The organism is Acinetobacter sp. SCLZS86 (genome assembly GCF_021560715.1).
Classification (GTDB): domain Bacteria; phylum Pseudomonadota; class Gammaproteobacteria; order Pseudomonadales; family Moraxellaceae; genus Acinetobacter; species Acinetobacter towneri_A.
Window position 1 is genome coordinate 2,617,933 of sequence record NZ_CP090864.1, and the last position, 21,045, is coordinate 2,638,977.

General features: G+C 40.2%; 16 protein-coding genes and 4 pseudogenes. 7 read left to right on the forward strand and 13 right to left on the reverse strand.

Annotated elements, in window-relative coordinates:
• Nucleotides 1-67: 67 nt before the first annotated feature.
• On the reverse strand, nt 68-403 hold the full coding sequence (tnpB, locus tag LZP46_RS12505) for an IS66 family insertion sequence element accessory protein TnpB (RefSeq protein ID WP_236094015.1): 336 nt from the start codon (nt 401-403) through the stop codon (nt 68-70).
• Nucleotides 400-783, reverse strand: coding sequence for a transposase (locus tag LZP46_RS12510; RefSeq protein ID WP_125318918.1), 384 nt, complete (start codon nt 781-783; stop codon nt 400-402). The genes tnpB and LZP46_RS12510 overlap by 4 nt, the downstream gene beginning before the upstream one ends.
• A 220-nt stretch (nt 784-1,003) precedes the next feature.
• Between LZP46_RS12510 and LZP46_RS12515 the strand changes: the two are divergent.
• Nucleotides 1,004-1,111, forward strand: a pseudogene (locus LZP46_RS12515) (transposase); the annotation flags it as partial.
• Here LZP46_RS12515 and LZP46_RS12520 read toward each other — a convergent pair.
• The 7 genes and pseudogenes from LZP46_RS12520 to LZP46_RS12550 form a co-directional block, all read right to left on the reverse strand.
• Nucleotides 1,090-2,856, reverse strand: coding sequence for an ATP-dependent nuclease (locus LZP46_RS12520; RefSeq protein WP_002115233.1), 1,767 nt, complete (start codon nt 2,854-2,856; stop codon nt 1,090-1,092). The pseudogene LZP46_RS12515 and the gene LZP46_RS12520 sit on opposite strands and share 22 nt — an antisense overlap.
• 113 nt (nt 2,857-2,969) lie before the next feature.
• A complete protein-coding gene (locus LZP46_RS12525; protein ID WP_178319564.1) occupies nt 2,970-6,074 on the reverse strand; it encodes a type I restriction endonuclease subunit R in 3,105 nt (1,034 codons plus the stop codon).
• A 271-nt stretch (nt 6,075-6,345) separates the two neighbouring features.
• Complete coding sequence (locus LZP46_RS12530) at nt 6,346-7,755, reverse strand: ATP-binding protein (protein ID WP_178319565.1); 1,410 nt, start codon at nt 7,753-7,755, stop codon at nt 6,346-6,348.
• On the reverse strand, nt 7,752-9,167 hold the full coding sequence (locus tag LZP46_RS12535; protein WP_178319566.1) for a restriction endonuclease subunit S: 1,416 nt from the start codon (nt 9,165-9,167) through the stop codon (nt 7,752-7,754). Before LZP46_RS12535 ends, LZP46_RS12530 begins: the two co-directional genes overlap by 4 nt.
• A complete protein-coding gene (locus LZP46_RS12540) occupies nt 9,164-10,567 on the reverse strand; it encodes an AlbA family DNA-binding domain-containing protein (RefSeq protein ID WP_178319567.1) in 1,404 nt (467 codons plus the stop codon). Before LZP46_RS12540 ends, LZP46_RS12535 begins: the two co-directional genes overlap by 4 nt.
• A complete protein-coding gene (locus LZP46_RS12545) occupies nt 10,557-12,287 on the reverse strand; it encodes a class I SAM-dependent DNA methyltransferase (protein WP_178319568.1) in 1,731 nt (576 codons plus the stop codon). The genes LZP46_RS12540 and LZP46_RS12545 overlap by 11 nt, the downstream gene beginning before the upstream one ends.
• 243 nt (nt 12,288-12,530) lie before the next feature.
• Nucleotides 12,531-12,719 (reverse strand): annotated as a pseudogene (locus LZP46_RS12550) (hypothetical protein); the annotation flags it as partial.
• A 196-nt stretch (nt 12,720-12,915) separates the two neighbouring features.
• On the opposite strand from LZP46_RS12550, the pseudogene LZP46_RS12555 reads away from it, so the two are divergent.
• The 4 genes and pseudogenes from LZP46_RS12555 to LZP46_RS12570 form a co-directional block, all read left to right on the forward strand.
• Nucleotides 12,916-13,566: pseudogene (locus LZP46_RS12555) on the forward strand (TorF family putative porin); the annotation flags it as partial.
• 60 nt (nt 13,567-13,626) lie between these two features.
• Nucleotides 13,627-14,082, forward strand: a complete 456-nt coding sequence (locus LZP46_RS12560) for a helix-turn-helix domain-containing protein (RefSeq protein ID WP_004973749.1) — start codon at nt 13,627-13,629, stop codon at nt 14,080-14,082.
• A 16-nt stretch (nt 14,083-14,098) separates the two neighbouring features.
• Entirely contained in the window at nt 14,099-14,638 is a 540-nt protein-coding gene (locus LZP46_RS12565) for an IS630 family transposase (protein ID WP_141730351.1), read from the forward strand.
• An 8-nt stretch (nt 14,639-14,646) separates the two neighbouring features.
• Nucleotides 14,647-14,775, forward strand: a pseudogene (locus LZP46_RS12570) (TorF family putative porin); the annotation flags it as partial.
• A 45-nt stretch (nt 14,776-14,820) separates the two neighbouring features.
• On the opposite strand, the gene LZP46_RS16360 reads toward LZP46_RS12570, so the two are convergent.
• Entirely contained in the window at nt 14,821-15,036 is a 216-nt protein-coding gene (locus tag LZP46_RS16360) for a hypothetical protein (protein ID WP_004692350.1), read from the reverse strand.
• Between the two features lie 10 nt (nt 15,037-15,046).
• Nucleotides 15,047-16,462, reverse strand: a complete 1,416-nt coding sequence (locus tag LZP46_RS12575; protein ID WP_004692352.1) for a glutamine synthetase family protein — start codon at nt 16,460-16,462, stop codon at nt 15,047-15,049.
• A 250-nt stretch (nt 16,463-16,712) separates the two neighbouring features.
• Here LZP46_RS12575 and LZP46_RS12580 point away from each other — a divergent pair, with 250 nt between their 5' ends.
• Together LZP46_RS12580 and LZP46_RS12585 are read left to right on the forward strand one after the other, a co-directional pair.
• Nucleotides 16,713-17,108 (forward strand): transposase family protein, encoded by a 396-nt coding sequence (locus LZP46_RS12580; RefSeq protein WP_078388747.1) that lies wholly within the window; start codon nt 16,713-16,715, stop codon nt 17,106-17,108.
• Nucleotides 17,056-17,388 carry a transposase gene (locus LZP46_RS12585; RefSeq protein ID WP_004692353.1) on the forward strand — a complete coding sequence of 111 codons (333 nt, stop codon included), beginning with the start codon at nt 17,056-17,058 and terminating at the stop codon, nt 17,386-17,388. Before LZP46_RS12580 ends, LZP46_RS12585 begins: the two co-directional genes overlap by 53 nt.
• 188 nt (nt 17,389-17,576) lie before the next feature.
• Here the strand turns inward: LZP46_RS12585 and LZP46_RS12590 are convergent, their stop codons facing one another.
• Nucleotides 17,577-18,290: a response regulator gene (locus tag LZP46_RS12590; RefSeq protein ID WP_004692355.1), complete on the reverse strand. Its 714-nt coding sequence runs from the start codon at nt 18,288-18,290 to the stop codon at nt 17,577-17,579.
• 27 nt (nt 18,291-18,317) lie between these two features.
• Nucleotides 18,318-20,966 (reverse strand): sensor histidine kinase, encoded by a 2,649-nt coding sequence (locus LZP46_RS12595; RefSeq protein WP_005403696.1) that lies wholly within the window; start codon nt 20,964-20,966, stop codon nt 18,318-18,320.
• Nucleotides 20,967-21,045 lie beyond the last annotated feature (79 nt).

A 21,045-nucleotide genomic window follows, 5' to 3' on the forward strand; every position in this document is an offset into this window, starting at 1 on the left:
GTATGCCTGAGGTCATGAGAAGAATGAAATAGAACGTTTGGAGAATAGCAGAATGGACCAAGCTAGTTTAGAGCATTGTGACCAATTGCTGTCGTCCAATGCGCTGCCAAGGCAAACCCTGGATCAGTGCCTGTAACTGTTCCGGGCTGAGGGCTACGCTTTCACCCTGGTGAACTTTAGCCCAGTGAAATTTGCCCTGTTCCAGCCGCCGGGCACACAGCCAGATGCCCAGTCCATCATGTACCAGCACTTTTATGCGATGGCCACGTTTATTACAGAACAGGTAAGCACAATGCGGTTTGATGTAGCCAAAGGCTCTCACCACCTGAGCCATGGTCGTATCCATACCTGCACGCATGTCCATGGGCTGAGTAGACAACCAGATTTCATCAATGCGGATCATGTTGCAAGTGCCTTGAGTAATTCTGCCAAGACAGGTATTTCTGATGTCTGCCATTTTAGCTGAATATCATTATTCGTATGAGGCACGGTGATACACAACGTGATCCTCTCATCAATAGGTTGGCTGATTGCAGCAGTGTAAGGCAAAGCAATAAATGCTGGATTCACATGAGTAGGATCCTGCACGGCACCCTCATGATGGCTGAAGATCCTGATCCAACGACTGACAAGGTTGGCATTAATACTATGTTGCAGTGCGACCGAAGCGATCGAGGTATTAGGATTTTTACAGGCATTGACAATACTGAGTTTGAATTCTTGGCTGTATGTTCTGCGTTTTTTAGCAACAGGAGGTGTTGCTGAATATATATCCATGTTCATGGATTAAGTCCCCACTTGTTTTTAGGTGGGAACTAAATTAAGGCTTATAGGATCGCTTGGTAAGGCTGTGTTAGCCGGATGCTTACATCTTTGAGTGAAAAATGAACGGCATAGCAACAAGGTATAATGGTTTCGCCAAAAATCAAAAATACCACCGAGAACGGACGTTGCTATGCCAAGGACAATGCTAACAGATAACGCCTAGGAAGCCCTAAAGCAAATACTTAAAGAGACAGGGCGTGTTTACAATAAATATGAACACCGAAATACACTGGAAGGCATACTTTATCGTATGCGCACAGGCATTCAGTGGCGAGATTTGCCTGAAAGTTCTACTGGGGATAAATGAAAATCCTCTATCTTTTTAATATCCTTAGGAGCAAACCAATATCTTATTGCGGTATTACAGGTTCGCGTACCTTCCGCTACTGGGCATTTTTCCCATACGTTAATTTTCTTTTTTTTATTATTTTCTTTTTCCACCTTTTTGATTGAATCTAAATCAGTAACTACCAAAGTCTTAAGTTCAAGAAAGTCGAGGAGTGGATAAAAAAGATGAGCATGAGCTCCTCCAGCTTCAATACAAGTTACATACTGGCTTGCTAATTTTTGATGTTCTGGTAAGGATTTATCAACTAATTCTCTGAGGCGAGGCATTAATAACCGTTCAGTTGTCCCCTCAACCATAATCACTTTATCTGCAAAATAAAGATCACACTTAGTCAGAGTCATGTATTTATGCAAGAACTCTTTATCAGTAACAGATATTGTTTGCATACCCTTTTTAAAATCTTTAACTTTAGTATTTCTAATACTTTTCACTGCATCTTTTTGGTTATAGAAATATCTTACTGCATCAAAACATGCCGCATTAGCAACATGAGAAGAATGTGTAGTAATAATAAACTGAACATTCCAAACGTCTTCTGCTGGATAGGCACTCGAAAGCTTTTGAATAGCAACATTTAATTGATTAATAAAAACTTCCTGCATCTGTGGATGCAAATGAGCTTCAGGTTCTTCAATGAATATCAAATGGGCTGAAGGGCGAGTAATTTGAGATCGGTAAATTTTGTGATAGCTTTCAAGTTGTAGCAGCATATAGATTAAATTTCGCGTACCAAGACCATTATATCCCTCAGGTAAATGCACACCATCTGTACCACTATAAACAACTTTTGTATGCCCAGACAAAAGTGCCTCTACATTTAATGAAGTTTCAGGCCTTAATTCAGTATCATTAAGACTTGGAAAACCCATCACCCCCATAACAGGTAATAACTTTTTGAGCATTTTGTCAAAATCACTTTGAACATTAAGCTCAATATCTTCAACAGATTTCTTTAATTTCGCAGCTAACTCTTGATCAGATTCTGTAGCCGTTGGTGCAGCAGCTGTTTTAAACAATTCACTAAGTAATTTTCCGATAACATCAGCCTCACCAAGCTTTGTCTTATCAAGAGTTCTTTGTGCTTGAACAAAGTTACATTGTAATAATGCTGCGAATGCTGAAGTATCCTCGAAATTTCTCTTATTAGACTTATCCGTCGGATCTATTGCACTAACATGCACTTCGTAAATTTTTGATAAGTTATTACGTAAACACTTAAAAAAATGTATTTGAGGTTCCATACCTACTGGTGGTTGAGGTATATCAAACAACAAATGCATTTTTGCTAAGACAGGCCTATATTCAATACAAGCAATCGCTGTTGTAGAGTCCATATCTAAATCAATGATAAATGGTGAAAGAGGCCCTAAAGTCGGGGCATCACTATCGTATCGAAATGTCAAAGAAAGAGTGATTATAGGCAGTGTATTATATATCTGCTCTGGACTTGCCCCCTCTTCTTTCAATTTTCTTGCATTTAAAAACTTCTCACGAGACAAACTAGAAAAATCTTCCAACCTAAAACGGGCTCCTGACTCACCACAAAAACAATCAAATATGCTAGTAAAAGATGTTTTTCCGCTATTATTTCGCCCTACAATCACAGTTGAATTCTTTTCTAATACAATCTCAATATCTTCAAGAAGTCTATACCCCTCAACTCTAACTTTTTCGATACGCATTGTTCCCCCCAAAATACATTGGTTATTGTAACTTTATCTATTTTTTCAAAGGTTTCGCCCAAGAAGAGCATGTAAATTATTTTGTGTACATTACGTTCTTTATAAATGATTTTTTAGCTAGTCGTCCACGCATTCGACAACTGCTCAGCTTGCTTCATCACAAGCTCAATCGCTTCAGCCGCTTTATCAGGCGGGTATTTCCATCGCTGCAAAGTACGACGTACTAATATTTTCAGCTGAGCACGCACACTATCCCTAACCTGCCAATCCACTGTCGTTGACTTCCTAAGCTTCTCTGTAATCTCTCGTGCGATCTGTTTCAGCGTATCGTCTCCAAGCTCTCTGACAGCACTTTCATTGTTTGCCAAAGCATCATAGAAAGCGATTTCATCAGGATTCAAACCAAGTGCAGCTTCACGCTGCATCTCTGCCTGAAATTCTTTTGCCATTTGAATGAGTTCTTCAATGACCTGAGAAGTTTCAATCGCTCGGTTATTGTATTTCCTCAAGGTTTCCTGCAAACGGTCAGAGAAGCGTTTTTCCTGTACCACATTGTTTCGCGTCTTTGCCTTAATGCCATCATTGAGTAACTTTTCCAGAAGTTCAACTGCCAAGTTACGGTATGGCATCTGCCGTACATCTTCCAAGAACTCATCTGAAAGCAAGCCAATGTTGGGTTTATCCAAACCACACATTGCAAAGACATCTGTTACCCCATCAGCAATGACAGCATTGTCCAGAATCTGTTTTAGCGTACTGTCCTTTTCCGCTTGCGACAGTTTACGATCTACAGAGGTATGCTTGCTAATGACTGCTTTAATGGCTGAGTAAAAGGCAATTTCTTTGTGCAGGTTCTTCGCTTCATCCAAGGTGCTGCATAAAGAGAAGGCTTTATTGATTGCCAGAACTAAATCAAGAAAACGCTTTTTACCATCCTTTAAGCTCAGCACATAGTTAGCTGCGGGGATAATCAGTCGGTGTGCCTGAGTTTCATAAGCACCCAAATCCATACCTGCCTGCTCGTTGGTTTTGGTGAACATTCCTCGTATTGCATCCATCTTTTCAGCAAGAACCGCATAGGCTTCTTCTGCACGTAAGGTCGGCTCACCTTTCCCTTTGGCATCGGTATAGGTTTTTAAGGCCTGCTTCAATTCATTAGCAATGCCAATATAGTCAACAACCAGACCACCTTGCTTATCTTTAAAGACCCGGTTCACGCGTGCAATCGCCTGCATGAGGTTATGGCCTTTCATTGGCTTGTCGATATACATGGTGTGCGTGCACGGTGCATCAAAACCTGTGAGCCACATATCGCGAACAACCACTAACTGCAAAGGATCTTTGACATCCTTAAAGCGTTTCTCAAGACGCTTTTTAACTTGCTTGTTGTGAATGTGCGGTTGCAGTAACGGTTTGTCTGAGGCTGATCCCGTCATGACCACTTTAATTTTTCCCTTTTCAGGGTCAGGATCATGCCAGTCTGGACGGAGGGCAACAATCTCATTGTAAAGATGAACACAGATCTCGCGGCTCATACTGACAATCATGCCTTTGCCTGCCGTTGCTTCGGTACGGGCTTCAAAGTGAACAACCAAGTCCGCTGCTATCTGTTTCAGCCGTGGTGTGGCACCCACCAGTTTTTCTAGTCGGCTCCACTCACTCTTGGTCTTTTCCCTGTTACCGACATCTTCTTCATCTTCTACAACCTCATCGACTTGATCAGACAAATCTTCAATTTCAGTCTGATTGATGTCCAGCTTTGCCAAGCGTGATTCGTAGTAGATTGGGACGGTTGCACCATCATCGACGGCATCCTGAATGTCATAGATGGAAACATAGTCGCCAAAGACAGCTCTGGTGTCTTTATCCTCACTCGAAATCGGAGTTCCAGTAAAGCCAATAAAAGCAGCATTCTTTAAAGCATCGCGCATGTGCTTGGCATAGCCGAACTTGTATGTGCCATCATTGCTCAGTTTTGCTTTCAGACCATATTGGCTACGATGTGCTTCATCTGACATCACAACAATATTATGGCGTCCATTCAATAATGGATGCTCACTCTCACCTTCTAGTAATGCGAATTTTTGTACTGTGGTAAAGATGATGCCACCAGACTCACGCTCAGCTAAAAACTTTCTCAGCTCATCACGGTTATTTGCTTGTACTGGCGTTTGTTTTAATAAACCTTGAGCATTGCTAAAGGTTTCAAAAAGCTGTCCATCCAAGTCATTACGGTCAGTTACGATTAACAAGGTTGGGTTGTGCATGGCTGGCTGCTGTAAAATTTTGCCTGCATAGCAGCACATGGAAATACTTTTACCCGAGCCTTGTGTATGCCACACAACGCCTGCTTTTTTGTCCCCAGTTGGATTGGATGCCGCAATGGTCGCTTGTACGGCTTCTCTAACCGCATGGAATTGATGATAGCCTGCAATTTTCTTAATGGTCTTTTCACCATCTGTTTCAAATAACACAAAAAATCGGATGTAATCTAAAAACAACTCTCGGTCAAAGAAGCCTCGAACTAATGTTTCAAGTTCCCATTCTAAAGCAGGTTTATCATCTTCATTCTTGATCGTACGCCACGGCAAAAAACGTTCCTGATTCGCCGTCAGTGAGCCTACACGTGCTGTTACGCCATCACTCACTACCAAGGCTTCGTTATAAACAAATAAATCCGAGATTTCTTCTTTGTAGGTTTGCAACTGGTTAAAGGCATCCCATATATCAGCATTTTCATCGGTTGGGCTTTTTAGCTCCAACACGGCAAACGGAATACCGTTGATAAAGCAGATGATGTCAGGGCGTCGAGGTTGTTTAGTACCTAGAATAGTAAATTGATTAATCGCCACAAAGCGATTTTGATGAACATGGTTAAAGTCCACCAAGAAGGCATGGTCATGTACCCAATCATCTTGCTTCTTATACGTGACAGGCATACCCTCCAACAACATACGATGGAAAGCACGGTTATTGGTGACGAGATCCAAACTTTCAGGCTTGCTCAGTTTTTGCCAAACCTGTTCAAAACAGCTTGCAGGCAAATGTGGATTTAAGCGTTCAAAAGCCGCCTGTAAATCAGCTTCGATTAAAATCTGTTTATAGTCTTTGCGTAGAGGATTACTGCTATCAGGTGCAATATCAATACCATGAACGACTTCCCAGCCATTTTCAGCGAACCAATCTAGGCATAAGTTTTCGAGTTGTGTTTCGTTCATGATCAAATTCACCTATCTAGCATTTTTATCAACTTACAATGAAATAAGAAAATAATTGTTAATCAATATTTTAAATTTAAAATTAGAAGTCACTTTGATTTGCTCTGAAATAAGATTATGTATCCTAATAACAACTTAGATTCCGTCTTATTCATAGTTAAGCCCCCAATCAAAACCACTGGCTTGATTTGGAATGAAATAAAAAATAAATTTAAAATCAAAATCTTACAGACAATTCAAGAGTAATTTCGATTTGCGATGAAATAAGATTTTATGCCCAAAATGGTATATATCTAGCATAACGTCTAGAGTCAGGGGCATTCGGATCATTCTTAATTAAATTTTGTTCGACAGCAGAAGAAATTATTTGAGAAATAATATTAGCACTTCCTTCTGATACACCAAAACGCTGTCTTAGTGATTGATTCGTCATTTGTTTTCTCAAGACATATTGTAGAACACAGTGCTGATAACATGCTCGAATACGATCACTACCACTCATATCGCGGAAAGCTTTTTCCCCATGAATAACGACTATTGTTCTTTTATGGCTTATAAGAAATTCAGGAGCTGGTAATTGTAAAATCTCAGCTGATTCAATTACTCTATCAATACCACTACTTTTTTCTTCACAAATACCAAACCGACGCATTATATCTGCCAAACGTTCGTTTCTAGACTGATAACCATCAATGAATCGTTCAACAGGTACAATTGGTTCGCCAGGATTGGAAATCTCTATGCGATTAGAAAAAACCTCTACCACAGGTGATGCACCTGTCATTTCAAAGTCCTGATGAATTAAGGCATTTGCTAGTAGCTCCCTAATAACCACTTCTGGCACTAACTTCACTTCTTTACGGATAGCATTTTTTATTATTTCATTTTGAGGCAATTTACCCATGACATATTGAACTAGCCCAATAAAACCAACTGCGTAACCTTTTTCTCCAGTTAAGTCAGAAAGTGTTTCTAATTTTGATTCCCCTTTATAGACAATTACCCGAGTTGCTTTTCTCTGAATATGGCTAAAATTTTTAAGATTTTTAGCCAGTAATATTGCGCCAATATTCAGTATGTTAAAACCAACATCTGTTTTCTCAATCAGCTTTTCGCTAATAAGTTTTCCAATTACACCTGATTGATCCGTCGGATATGGTAGGTTCAATAATTCAAAAAAAGTCTGAGTATCTAAAAGATGTACTACATCTTGAGCTGATATATTTTTAAGTGCAATCTCTTCCAACCAATTAGGCTGTCCTTCAGCAAAAATTTTACGCAGTTGGTCTTCAGACATAGGAACGAGTTCCTCACCCGAACGCATGAGATAAGCACCTTCATAGTGATAAGCTGTTCCCCTAGGGCGTGGTGGAATAATAAATACTAATATTCTGCCATCTGGATGATTAATTTCTTCTATATCAACGCGAAATCCAACCCAAGTAAATAACTTACCAGCTATATCAACAACATCATTAAAAGCCTGCGTTCCTACTACTTCTCGAGGCAATTTATCCTTGACTCCGAGAATTAGATGACCACCACCCTCATTTGCAATAGCAACGCAGTATCGAGATAATTTTTTAGTATCGTATTGTGTTTTTGCTTCTTTAAATTCCAGATTTTGTGTTTCCGAAGGCAATTGTCGCCAAAGATTTATTTGTTCAACTGTAATACTCATGCTTTAGCACCCTCACACTGCAACGCCGCCAAATTAACCTCACCCGATAATAATTTTGGTAATAAAGTATCTCTAATACTTTTTAAAGCCTGATTTTCTTTTTCTATAATATTTTGTTTTAAATAAAATTTTCTAACTTTTCTCGAATATAGTCTCCTTAAAGTTATTGATGGTATAACAACCTGAAAATTCATAATAGCTTTTTTATCACCTCTAGGCATTTTTGATCCTTTAGATGAAGCCATCATTTGATCAAAAAAACTGTCTTGGTAAATTAAATTGTATAAATATTCCTCACAACCTTCTTCTAAGACCTCAAAATTTAAGACATCATTAGAATGTCCTCCCTCAAAAGAAGAAAACCAAATTTTCTTAAAATAAGGCCGAATATTAGAAACTAAAATATTTCCTTTTTTGAAAGCAGGCACGTTATTCACTTTTGGCAATGAACTCGCTTTTTCAATTCCCTTCTTTTCAGATAACATATTTTCTGTAGAGATATAATTTTCAAGATTTAGGTCATTTAATAAAATCTTATTAGAGCTATATTTGGCAATATCTTTAAGTTGCTGTAATTCCCACCCCTTCGGCACATCCCCCAACTCACTCTCTACCAACTCATCAGGAAACAGCGCAGCACTCGCTTGTAACTCAGCAAAATCATCTTCAGACATTTGCTGAAGCTCTTCTTCGTTTTTACCACTAATGGCACACATGGCAGCAAGTTCAGGGTCTTTTCCTTCCTGCTTAGCTGCAATTTTGGCACGGACAGGATCGAAGTCGACAAACCAACTTTTAAAAATCACTTGGGCGATAGATTCTAAGGTTTGATTTATTTGCGTATTAATTAATGTATTTTTCCCAATTAAATCAATTACTTTTGTTATTGAATCACGTTCTTCTCTAGGAGGAATTGGAATGCCAATTTCCCGTACATCTTTTAAATTCAAGGTTTTTTGAACTGTGGTATTTAATCTAGCTTCTATTAAATGTTGTGCGGGCTTACTTGCCAGTACATAACGTATCCAAGACCGCAATTGAGTATCTTTCAGGCGAATCACAGCCAATGCTCTAGCCACGTTCCAGCCACACATTTCATCAGTTACGATTACACAATCACCGGGATTACCGACTAATGTCAGTAAAAGCTCCGAACCATTTAAACGAGTCCTTTTATACTCTTCATCAACTTTGTTACTGATACAAAATGAAGGGCGTGATGCAATTGCTCCATTTTTAACATCAGAAACCTTAATTAAAGGAACACCACCATCAGTATCAGATCCCGGATACATCACACCAACTGATATAGCCTTCGGATGCTCTAATAACTCATCTATTGTTTTAAATTCCCAATGCTCAGGCACATTACCGCCCGCAGCTTCCCAAAACAAACGTAGAGTAGAACTCACACCACACCCCCAAACTCTTTCTTAATCACCCAATAGCCACGAGTCCCACCCACACGCTCAAGCCAGCCTGCATCTTTTAAGTTGTTTAGATGCTTTTTCACTGCTGACTCATTAATACCGAGCTGCTCCGCCATAGTACGATAGGAAACTTTGGGATTTTGTTGAATCAAAACCAAAATCTCTTTTTGACGATCTGTCAGCATAGTTTCTTGGATTGAGCCACCTATTGAGCCACCTATTAAGCCACCTAATTGCTCAATCGAAGGACGATAAAATTCCCAATCTACAAAATCACCTTGTGCTTTCAGTTGAGGTTCTGCATTACCTGCTTGTAAACAAAGATCTTTAATACGGGCAATACCACTGCCCCACTGCTCGATATAACCCAGCTCTTTAAACACACGCGCCAGAACACGGTTACGAATCTCTGAACGACCTTGCGCTAAATCTTCTTCAGTGAGTCCATTTGGTAATCCACCTGGCGATACGATATTCAAAATGTCATCATAAATGCCAACCTTAATATCACGCCCTGCATTGCTATAGTCACGGTGCAGCACTGCATTCACCAAGGCTTCACGAATAGCAGGGATTGGAATTTCAAAACTTTCTGTACGTTGTAACCCTAAAATTTCAGCACGTAGATGCAGATGGTTTTTGATGAATTGCTCTGTTTGCTTCAACTGACTAAATAAGTCTCCACGGTATTCTTTCTTATCCAAAAACACTGTCATGGTCGTGCCTTTAAAGCGGCTACATTTGATCTCAACTTGCTCATAAAGCCCCAACAAAATGAGTAACCCATGACTTGGGTAATCCTGTCCATTCTGCTGAATGATCAATTTAAGATTACGCATTTTCTGCAAAGACAGCTCTTTACCCAGATCAGCAAAGGCTTGCTGTAAAGGCTGTAAATCAATGTCATCTAAACTGTATTGTGGATTCGGCTGTTCATCAAAAGTCTGGTTCAGACGTTGCAATTCAAGTTGCTGAATATATTCAGGCGATGCCACACGATTGCTTGCACCTAAACGGATATACGTCCCCTGTGCCTTGCCTTGCGGCTTGAGATAATAAGGCAATAATGAACCACGGCTGACTTCAATCACTAGCAACTCAATGCCCTGGATATTCTCGATATAGATATACGGCAAAATATTTGGCGCACACAGTTCATTGATCATCGAAGTGATCTGATCTTGCAGCTCAAAAATATCATCTTGAATACCTACGAGTTGGCGATCATCACTTACACCCACTACCAATTTACCACCACTGGTATTGGCAAAAGCAATCAGGGTCTTTGCGACCTGTTGCCCTTTCGGTAACTGCTCTTTAAATTCAAGGGTTTGACTTTCACCCTTCTGAATTTCCAGCAATAAAGAATGATCAGAACTCATAGCCCAAGCCCTTTAGGTTCTTTTTAATCTCACTTTCCAAGACCGCACTTTCAGCAAATTGTTCTTTGAGCTGAGCGGTCAAACGCAGCATTTTCTCAGCGAATGGCTCGCCATCATCTTCCTGCTCGACTGCACCCACATAACGCCCCGGAGTCAGTACGTAGTCGTGCTTTTGTATATCTTTTAACTCAGCAGAGAAACAGAACCCTTTCTCATCTTGATACGCTTCACCTTCAAAATTTTCGCCTTGTTGCCAAGCATGTAAAGCATTGGTGATTTTAGCAATATCTGCATCGGTAAAGTCACGCAGTACGCGATCTTTCATATAGCCCAAATTACGGGCATCGATGAACAGCGTCTTGCCTTCACGGTTGGCTTTCTTTTTATCTAACGACAAGCCATTCTTTTTGTCCTTGGTTAGAAACCAGATACAGGCTGGAATTTGCGTGTTGGTGAACAGTTGTCCTGGTAATGCAACAATGCATTCCACCAGATCGGCTTCGATCAAGTTTTTACGAATCTCACCTTCATTGTTGGTATTGGAACTCATCGAACCATTGGCAAGTAAAAGTGCCATGCTGCCTGTTGGTGACAGATGATGTAGCATGTGCTGCATCCAAGCAAAGTTGGCATTACCTTGTGGCGGTGTACCGTATTTCCAGCGTACATCACTTTCTAGCGAAGCATGCCACCAATCTTTGATATTAAAAGGCGGATTAGCCATAACAAAATCAGCACGTAAGTCTGGATGCTGATCATCTAAAAAGCTGTCTGCGTTTTTCTTACCAAAATTAAAATCAATCCCGCGAATCGCCATGTTCATAGCTGCCAGTTTCCATGTGGTCGGATTGCTTTCCTGCCCATAAATAGAAATATGCTTTTTCTGCTCTGATGCTTTGTAATGCTTTTCCTGTGCATGTTGTTCAATAAATTTTTCACTGGATACAAAGAATCCACCTGAACCCATTGCAGGGTCATACACACGACCTTTATAAGGCTGCAACATTTCAACGATTAAGGTTACGATGCTTTTAGGCGTGTAGTACTGCCCACCTTGCTTGCCTTCAGCCAAAGCAAACTGTCCTAAAAAGTATTCGTAGACATGCCCGAGAATATCTTTGCTGTGCAGACTGAGTTTTTCGCCATTATATTCAGGCTTGGTAAAACTGGTATCAGAGAAGGTGTTGATCAGATCAAGCAGTTTGTCATTGTCCAGCTGATACTGTCCAATACGATTAAGAATACCCTTAAGCTTTGGATTGGCTTTTTCAATTGCATCAAAGGCATTGTCAATCAGCCAGGATACAGAACGCAGTTTGACATCTGTACCTTGTTCATCCTGCCAAATGGTTGAGCCAATTGGTAAAGCGGCTGCATCACGGATATTTGACCAGCGGCCTGCTTTTGGCACCCAAAATACGTTTTTTTCTTGGTAGTAATCCAGTATTTCTAGTTCATCAGCAATAGACTGTTGGTATTCTTCTTCGCTGTCGTACTGATCACGCGGCATGTAATAGATGTTGTGATCGTCTTTTTGTGCAAACAATTCTTTGAGTTCAGATTGCCGTTCATCAAAAGCATCTGATACGTACTTTAAGAAAATCAGTCCTAAAACAATATGCTTGTAGTTAGCGGCATCCAGACTGCTGCGTAATTTATCGGCGGCTTTCCAAAGCTTGTCATCTAAGTCATTTAGAAACTTTTGTTCCAATGAATGCATTTTATTTCCTCAATCCAAGATCAACCGCTTTGGTTTTATACTTAATGTTAAACAATGTTGCTAAGTTAGCATATCAATGACCTATTAAAAGTCATGCACTTAACAAAAAAAATAGAGATTAATAAAGTCCTGTCATTTTAACGGGATAACTTTAGCTAAAATAGTCCTTTAACAACTGCTACGTCTTATAATGTCGTAAAAAAAAAGAGCAACCTAGAAAGTTGCTCTTTTCCAACCAATCGATTAATTGACGGGTCTGACTGATCGCTGCAACCCCTGCTGAATACCCTGCACAAACCCTTCAGGCGAAGCTTGTTGCTCCACCGTACGGTTTTGTTCTTGTTCAGGGTAGTATTCCTCCAGCACCTCTAACCCTTCCTCTATATCCGTTTCAAACCGTGCATTGGCAAAACCCTTCCTTGCGGTAAAGTCTAATGATTCTATGAATACACCTAACTTTTTCAACTAACTACAAATGTGTTGCACTTGGGATTTGAATCTGCGACTTTAAAAAATATTCATCTTAAATTTTATACTTATTTTACGCAAAATTTACGATAATTTTATTATATATCAATAAATTAAACCATAACATACATTACTTCAATGACTACTAATTTAAAGTGTTATGAAAAAATTATACCATCTACTTTTTAGCCTTATACCGCTCTATTCAAGTTATGCTTTTGCTACTGGAGATGAAAGCTCTCCCGCTTTAAGCTTTTCAGGTAATGTATCATTGGCCAGCGACTACCGCTGGCGCGGCCAAACGCAAACCCAGAATGATCCGGCCTTGCAGGGAAACTTTGTTTTAAGCCATGCTTCAGGATTTTATCTTGCTGCATTTGCATCGAATGTTGATTTTGATGACGAAGTAAATTTAGAACTGGATCCCCAGATCGGCTATACAGCGCCAATCGCGCTAGGTTCAATCCATCCTGCAGTTGATCTTGGCATGCTGCGCTACAATTACATCGGCAACAGCGATTTAAATTATAATGAATACTATTTCAAAATGATCTTTAATGCGTTGCTGCATCAGAACGATAGCTTTACACCAAGCATAAGCTATACCTATAACTATGGCGGCAAAGCTGCCAGTGACAGTATAGGTAAAGATATCTCAAATTGGTATTTTAATGTCTTATATGCTACACCGATTGCTCAAACTAATTTTGGCACAAATGTTAGCTTAGGTTATTCCAAAGCAAATCAGGACATTTATGGTTCTGAAGCAAAAGACCATTTTTTTGATTGGAAAATTGGTGCAACTTACCGCTAAGTTGACAAAAATAACTAATCATGCGAAAAAGCTTTTTTAGTTAACAGATGTTCACACATGCCTCGAATTGTTTCTGTACCACTTAGTTTAGAACAGCGAGAACGACTCATTTTTCTGGCCAAGCATGCAAAACATTGGCGTGAAAGACAACGTGCCCAAACTATTCTCTGGCTTTCTGAAGGTAAAAGTGTTGCGGAAGTTGCCACTCTACAAGAACGTATCCCAGAAACCATAAGGCTACAACGCCGACGTTGGGAATTGTATGAGTTTGAATCGATTAAAGAAGGTCATCGCTCAGGTCGGCCCAATACATTGATCTCAGACTATCAGGCGAAAATCCTAGATTGGGTCAATACAAGTCCACTCAATGCAGAACAAATCCGAGTCAAACTACATGAAGAATACGAAGTGTCCGTGTCTGTTGAAACCATTCGTAAGTTTTTACGTGATTCAGGTATGGTCTTCAAGCGTACCCGTCATAGCTTGAAAAAAAAGAGATCCGATTGCATTTGAACAAGCAACACAGCAGATTGAAAAATTACGAGAGCAAGCGGCACGTGGTGAAATTATATTAGGTTATGTTGATGAAACAGGGTTTTCATCTACACCTGATAACCGCTATGCGTGGACAAAGATAGGTGATGTTCATGCGGTTGATGCAATAAGATTAAAACGAGTTAATGTCATGGGGTGTTTGCTTTCAACGGGGAAACTGGTGACAAGTTGTTTACAAGAGTCAGTTACAAGCACTTGGTTTTATGCCTATTTAACTGGAATAGCTCAACAAGTAAAACAGACTTATAACCTTCCATTGGTTCTTATTGTTGATAATGCCTCGATTCATAGAAGTAAAAAGATGGCTGATTACAGAGAGCTACTTAAAAGTAACTTTTCGACGAATTTGTATTTTATTCCAGCTTATAGCCCTGAGTTAAATCGAATCGAGATGGTATGGAAGCAGATGAAATATTATTGGCGAGATTTTCAAGTCATGACAGCTGATAAAATAGAGCAATGGGTGGAGAGAGTATCAAACCAATTCGGAAAAGAATACATGTTTACTTTTTAATGACAGCTTATAAGCCAATGGGAATAAATGCAGAATTAGCAGCGGTTGGTAGTAATTTAAAAACCAAAGACTTTACAAGTCAAAATAAAAAAGGGGTAAAAACTGAAGCAGTATTCACCCTGACTAAATCTTTTTAAAAGTTAAATGCCAATAGTATCAGCAATACTATTGGCATAATTATTTTACTTGAGTGATTTCAATATATGATCTATCTCACTTCGATTAAAACCTCTTTCTTTAAAAATAGTATGAATTATTTTTTTCATACTTTTTGACGCATACTGGTATTTCTTTACTAAAATGTCAGAATCAATTTCCTGTAAACTATACTTCAAATATAATTCTTCATTGAGCTTCTGATTTCTAGCATCATCTTCATTATTTATCGTGTTATACATTTTTAAGCAGTTAAATATCCCAATGTTGTTCGATCAAAGTAATTTGGCTGTACATATACTGATGCTCAGCACGTTTAACTGCACACCATAATTCCATAAATCTTTTGCCGAGATATTTTTGCAAAACAGTATTCCGGTGAAAAAATGTTAAAGCATCCAGCTGATTCGTACTTAAAAAGTGCGGCTGATGTTTATTTTTTATCTGAGTGGCTTGCTGTGGAATTTCTAGATTCTGTGTCAACCCATGCAGTGTGCCGATCAAAATCAGGGCTGCAGTTAAATAAGGATTGCAATCCGCACCTGCAACACGATATTCCAAGCGTTGATTTTCATTGTCCGAACGTGGTATGCGAATGGCCACATTGCGGTTATTCACGCCCCAATTAGCTTCTAAGGGCACATGGTTTCCAGCTTTAAACCGGCGGAATGAGTTTACATTCGGGGCAAGCACCGCCATGGACGGCGGCAGCAAGACTATCAGCCCGCTGATCGCCTTTAATAATTGCCGTGACGGTAAAGGATTCTGCTTCATGCTGAAAATATTCTGCTGGTCTTGATTTAACAAACTCATGTGAAAGTGCATGCCGCTGCCCGCTTTATTCAGATCAGGCTTAGCCAAAAAGCTTGCATGTAACCCATGTTCTACAGCGACTTGCTTAATGGTGCGCTTTAGCATCATGATCTGATCGCATAGCTTCAAAATATCACCGCTATGCTGAATATTAATTTCGTATTGCCCGGAAGATGATTCCGAGACTAAGCCTGTAATCTGAATCCCCTGCAAAAGGGCAATCCGTTCAATTTCATCCAGAACGTCTTGATATTTATCTTGCGCATTCACATCAAAACATTGATTTAAATAAATCTGATTGGAGCCAGATTTTTCATTGCTGTCAAATAAATAAAACTCCAATTCTGCGGCCATGCAAGGATAAAAGTTTTGATCATGCAGCGCTCTTAAACTTTTTTTTAAAATATTGCGCGGTTCAACTTCGCAATCTTGATGATTGTCATCTTTCATGGTTAGGAATAACTGTGCATTGGACTCTGGATTTAAAGCGCAGGGCTGCAGGCTTCCCAATATAGGTTTACATAAATAATCCGGCTCACCGATCGATTTTCCTAAACCCGATTCTTCAATCACTTCTCCATCAAGACTCATGGCATAAATAGACATTGGGAAATAACAGCCTTGTGCAATATTTTTTAGACCGACAATATCTATGCGCTTGCCGCGGACATGACCATTCAGATCGTGCAGGCAAATCTCAACATGACGGGTATTGGGATAGCGCTGCAGATAGTTTTCGATTTCTTCTGAAAATAGAATATCTTCAATATCGCAGCATTGACGCGCAGATGGCATGGATTCAGGGACCGCTTCTTCGTCAGCTATATTATGTCTAGCCATGAGTAAATTACTCATTATTTTGTCCTGTTAAATATTAACAATGATCAAAATAAAACAAGTTCTACCGAATGTAACGTAAATAAACCGTAAAAAAGCACCCAACTAATATGATTATTTTTTAAACTATTAAAACCACGAAAAAGCTAATTTAAAATAAGTTAAAACATAAAAATAACAATAGATCTCTTTCATAAATCAAAAAACGATCTTCTTTTTGGTTAATATTTGCACTCCGGATTTCTTAGCATTCGTGCATAATCTGCGGATGAAATACATCGATTCAAACAAGCTTTCTGATCCTCAGTTCAAGCGATACACAGGCATCTCATGGTCAACTTTCTATTTGATGGTTGAGCAATTGCAGAAGCATGTCTCTGCCAAAGACAGACCGCCCAAGTTAAGCCTGGAGGATCAGGTTCTGCTCTGTCTGAGCTATTGGCGGGAATACCGAACCTTATTTCACGTTGCGACGAGTTACGGGGTTTCAGAGCCCACAGCCTCAAGAATTGTCCGTCATGTTGAAGACTGCCTGCTTCGGTCCAATCTGTTTAATTTACCCAAAGATTTACCCGAGGGCGAAGGCATCGACTGGAATGTTGTGATCGTGGATGCCACGGAAATTCCAATCCAAAGGCCTAAAAAAACAGAAGAAAAGCTATAGCGGCAAAAAAAAGACCCATACCTTTAAAGTACAAGCCATGATTCACTACAAAACTCAGCAAATTCTGAGTTTATGTGCCAGTCGCGGGGCAGTGCATGATTTCGAGTTGTTCAAACGCAATTTAAACCAGATTCCTTTTGGGGCTTTTATCCTGGCAGATAAAGGCTATCAGCGGATTTATGTGTTGTATCCGAATAGCCTGTTGCCATTAAAAGCCAAAAGACACTGTAAATTGGATCCTGAATTGAAAATCTATAATCAAGAAATCAATAAAAGATGAATCGGAATTGAGCATGTATTTGGCAACCTGAAAACCTTCAAAATCCTTGCTGAGCGTTATCGAAATAGATGTAAAAGGCTTAGTTTGAGATTCAATTTAATCGCTGGAATCTACAACTTGGAACTGAGCAAAAAATGATTTATGAAAGAGGTCTAATTACTCATGTAAAATAAATGGCATATTTAATATTAATAAATCTTCAAAAATCGCAAACCCACTCCCGGTTCAGTAATAATATATTTAGGCTGCACAGCATTATCATTTAACTTCACTCTTAATTTAGCCACCAGAATCCGTAAATAATGCGTATCTTCTTGGTGCGTTGGCCCCCACAGCTCTTTCAATATTTGCGGCTGAGTAATCAATTGGCCTTTATTTTTCGCCAATAAATTCAGCAGCTGATATTCTTTGCGTGTTAAGGAGAGCAATTGTTGATTTAAAAAAACCTGCCGTTTGGAAAAATCGATTTTTAATACGCCATCATCAAAAATTACAGTATCAACAGTACTATGCTGGTGCTGCCTAAGCAGTACACGAATGCGCGCCACCAGCTCCTGAACACTAAACGGCTTGGTGACATAATCATTTGCGCCAGCATCCAGAAGCTTCACTTTTTCTTCTTCATTTGCCCGCACAGACAGCACTATCACTGGAACGTGCGACCATGTGCGAAGCTCAGACAAAACCTCATAACCATCCAAATCTGGCAAACCCAAATCGAGGATCACTAAATCTGCGCCTTGCAAAGCTAGGAGTTCCAAACCCTTTTGGCCATTTTCAGCCAAAAGGGTTTTATAGCCTTGCGCTCTGAGTGCTATATCCAAGAATTTTCGAATCTGATTTTCATCATCAATAATCAAGACATTGGTCATGGAGCTGGCTGATTCATTCTGTTCTGGCATTTTCCCACCTAAAAGCTGCTAGATGCTTTAAGTAATTTGCTGAATAGGAAGCTGTATGCGGATACATGTTCCTTGATTGTTCTTGCCTGATGATGCCATGATTTTCCCCATATGCGCACCCACAATCGCTTTCACAATCGTCAAGCCCAAGCCTGTACCATATTGCCCGCGGTCACCGCGCTGCATGGTATAAAACATGTCAAAAATGCGTTCCCGCTCACCTTCCGGGATACCCTGCCCCTTATCAGTTATGGCAATTTCGATCTCATTTTCATTCACCTGCTGCACCTCAATCATCACAGCTTTATTCTCTGGTGAAAATTTTGCGGCATTTTCCAGCACATTAAAAATGGCCTGTTCAATCAAGGCGGCATGTACAAATAAACTCAAAGATTCTTGAGGCGCATGCACTTCAACCAATGCATCTGGCATATAACGGTTTAAACGGCGCACTGCTGAACCGATCAGTTCATCAACTCCAATCCAGTCCCGCTTCAAGCTTAAGCCTTCATGGCCTAAACGGGTCATATCCAGTAGGTTTTGAATATAGCGGTCTAAACGTTCCCCCTCTAAATGAATCGCTTCCAGCAAGCTGTCCTGATCATTTTCATTCATGGAATGGCGGTAAGTGCTCAAAGTATCCGCTGCTCCAATCATCGACGCCAAAGGCGAGCGTAAATCGTGCGATACGGATGATAATAATGCCGAGCGCAATTTTTCCGTTTCAGAATTCACATTGGCTATTTCCAAAGCCTTGGTCAGCTGGGTGCGGAAAATCGCCTGCGCAAGATACTCTACCATGAGTTCAGCGAGCTGTTTTTGCTCCGTATTGATTACTGCTTGCACATCTTTAAGTTTCAACCCCACCACGCCTAAGCATTGCTTGGAAGCCAATAAGGGCAAAAACCACCACTCATTTTCCGTCAAGGTTTGGGTAAAGCGACCGGACGGTTGATGGTTTTTGAATGTCCAATCGGCTGAAATTTTTTCTTTATTACTCATGATAGTGGATGATGCTTGAGTTGCTGCAGTATCTGGGAAATACAGCCAGACATCTGCATTGAGATTTTTACTCAGGCTATGTTCAGCAATCTCCTTGATTTGTGCCAAATCTAATGCTGTGGACAGCTTCTGCCCTAAATCCTGCATAATGCTGTTATAACTGTTCGCCGTTTTGAGTGCAGTCACCTGTTCTTTCAAACGTGACGCTAATCGGCTCGAAATTAAAGCCGCGCCCAAAAATGCAACCACGGTGACAATCCCCTGATGTGCAGAAATCTGAAATGTAAATTGCGGGGAAATAAAGAAAAAATTATAAGCTAGAAAGAATAGGATGGCTGAAAAAGCTGCAGCCAGCATCCGTGTTTTTGATGCCACAAAAACCACAGCGGTGATAAAAATCACCGAAAGATCTTCAATCCCTAAATACTTTTCCCCTAAGCTTGCAATCACAATGCTGATGACCGTGGTGGCTAGTACGTACTGTATTTCTCTCAGCGACAAGAATGCCCTTTGAGTGAAAAAGGACAGATGCTTATTCTCTGCAATAATCGGCACAATACTGAGTTCAAAACTGGGCCGGTATTGCAACAACTGATCAATCAAATTGAGCCTTAAATTCAGCGAAAACTTTTGCGGAGCCGCTTGTGCTAAAACCAAGGTTGAAATGCCGCGGTCCATCACATAATCAAATAAAGTTTTAGCATGTTGCTGGCCGTGAAGGACTTCAGTCATTCCGCCCATTTGACGCGTTAAGTTTAAAGCCCGTTCAATTTCACGGCTTTGCGAGTTTTCCTGTTTATTCATGATTTGCGTATCATGAGAAAAAGCAACAACTGTCCAGTTTGCCGCACGATGCTCGGCAATACGGCATCCAGTCCGAACTAAAGCTTCAGAATGCCCTTTGCCATCAATCATAATTAAGACATGATTTTTTAAGGGAATTTGAGCAAGCCCTTGAATGGCGAAATTTTCGCGTACATCATTATCAACATAATTGGCCACAGTTTGCATTGCCAGTTCACGCAGTGCCGTTAAGTTGGAGCTGTTGAAAAATCGCTGCAAGGCCTGTTCGGCCTGCTCAGGCACATAGACCTTTCCTTGGTTTAAGCGCTCCAACAGCTCATTTACAGGCAAATCAATCAAGCGGATATCTCGAATCCGTCCGAATACCCGGTCTGGCACGGTTTCAGTGACACGAATCCCTGTTATTTGATATATCACATCATTCAAACTTTCCAAATGTTGAATGTTCATGGTTGTAAAAACATCAATTCCAGCATCTAATACTTCATTGATGTCTTGCCATCGTTTTTCATGACGGCTGCCGGGCATATTAGTGTGGGCAAACTCATCCACCAAAACAATACTGGGCTTTTTTTCCAAAACAGCATCCAGATTCATTTCCTCCAGATGCTGCCCTTGATATTCAATAGCCTTGCGCGGAATAATCTCTAAACCAGAAATTAAATTTTCAGTTTCTCTACGGCCATGCGTTTCTACATAGCCAATGACGATATTAATACCCTGCAGCGCCAGTTCATGCGCACGAACCAGCATGGCAAAGGTCTTTCCCACGCCCGGAGCTGCGCCTAAAAAAATCGTCAGCCGCCCAGACTGATAACGCTGTGTATGTTGCAGCAAAACATCGGCTTTATTGGTTCGTGGATCAGTCATAGAAGTAATCTTTATTTATTGCTTTAAAAGATGTTTTTAAATTCATTTAAATGCGTCTAAAGTCAGCTTGGCTATTGCT

Excerpts from the sequence above, each read along its gene's own strand:
- LZP46_RS12530 (WP_178319565.1), bottom strand. The coding sequence starts at position 7,755 with ATGAGTATTACAGTTGAACAAATAAATCTTTGGCGACAATTGCCTTCG.
- LZP46_RS12510 (WP_125318918.1), bottom strand. The coding sequence starts at position 783 with ATGAACATGGATATATATTCAGCAACACCTCCTGTTGCTAAAAAACGC.
- LZP46_RS16360 (WP_004692350.1), bottom strand. The coding sequence starts at position 15,036 with ATGTATAACACGATAAATAATGAAGATGATGCTAGAAATCAGAAGCTC.
- LZP46_RS12590 (WP_004692355.1), bottom strand. The coding sequence starts at position 18,290 with ATGCCAGAACAGAATGAATCAGCCAGCTCCATGACCAATGTCTTGATT.
- LZP46_RS12585 (WP_004692353.1), top strand. The coding sequence starts at position 17,056 with ATGCCACGGAAATTCCAATCCAAAGGCCTAAAAAAACAGAAGAAAAGC.
- LZP46_RS12545 (WP_178319568.1), bottom strand. The coding sequence starts at position 12,287 with ATGCATTCATTGGAACAAAAGTTTCTAAATGACTTAGATGACAAGCTT.
- LZP46_RS12540 (WP_178319567.1), bottom strand. The coding sequence starts at position 10,567 with ATGAGTTCTGATCATTCTTTATTGCTGGAAATTCAGAAGGGTGAAAGT.
- LZP46_RS12575 (WP_004692352.1), bottom strand. The coding sequence starts at position 16,462 with ATGAGTAATTTACTCATGGCTAGACATAATATAGCTGACGAAGAAGCG.
- tnpB (WP_236094015.1), bottom strand. The coding sequence starts at position 403 with ATGATCCGCATTGATGAAATCTGGTTGTCTACTCAGCCCATGGACATG.
- LZP46_RS12580 (WP_078388747.1), top strand. The coding sequence starts at position 16,713 with ATGAAATACATCGATTCAAACAAGCTTTCTGATCCTCAGTTCAAGCGA.
- LZP46_RS12525 (WP_178319564.1), bottom strand. The coding sequence starts at position 6,074 with ATGAACGAAACACAACTCGAAAACTTATGCCTAGATTGGTTCGCTGAA.
- LZP46_RS12595 (WP_005403696.1), bottom strand. The coding sequence starts at position 20,966 with ATGACTGATCCACGAACCAATAAAGCCGATGTTTTGCTGCAACATACA.
- LZP46_RS12560 (WP_004973749.1), top strand. The coding sequence starts at position 13,627 with ATGCCTCGAATTGTTTCTGTACCACTTAGTTTAGAACAGCGAGAACGA.
- LZP46_RS12520 (WP_002115233.1), bottom strand. The coding sequence starts at position 2,856 with ATGCGTATCGAAAAAGTTAGAGTTGAGGGGTATAGACTTCTTGAAGAT.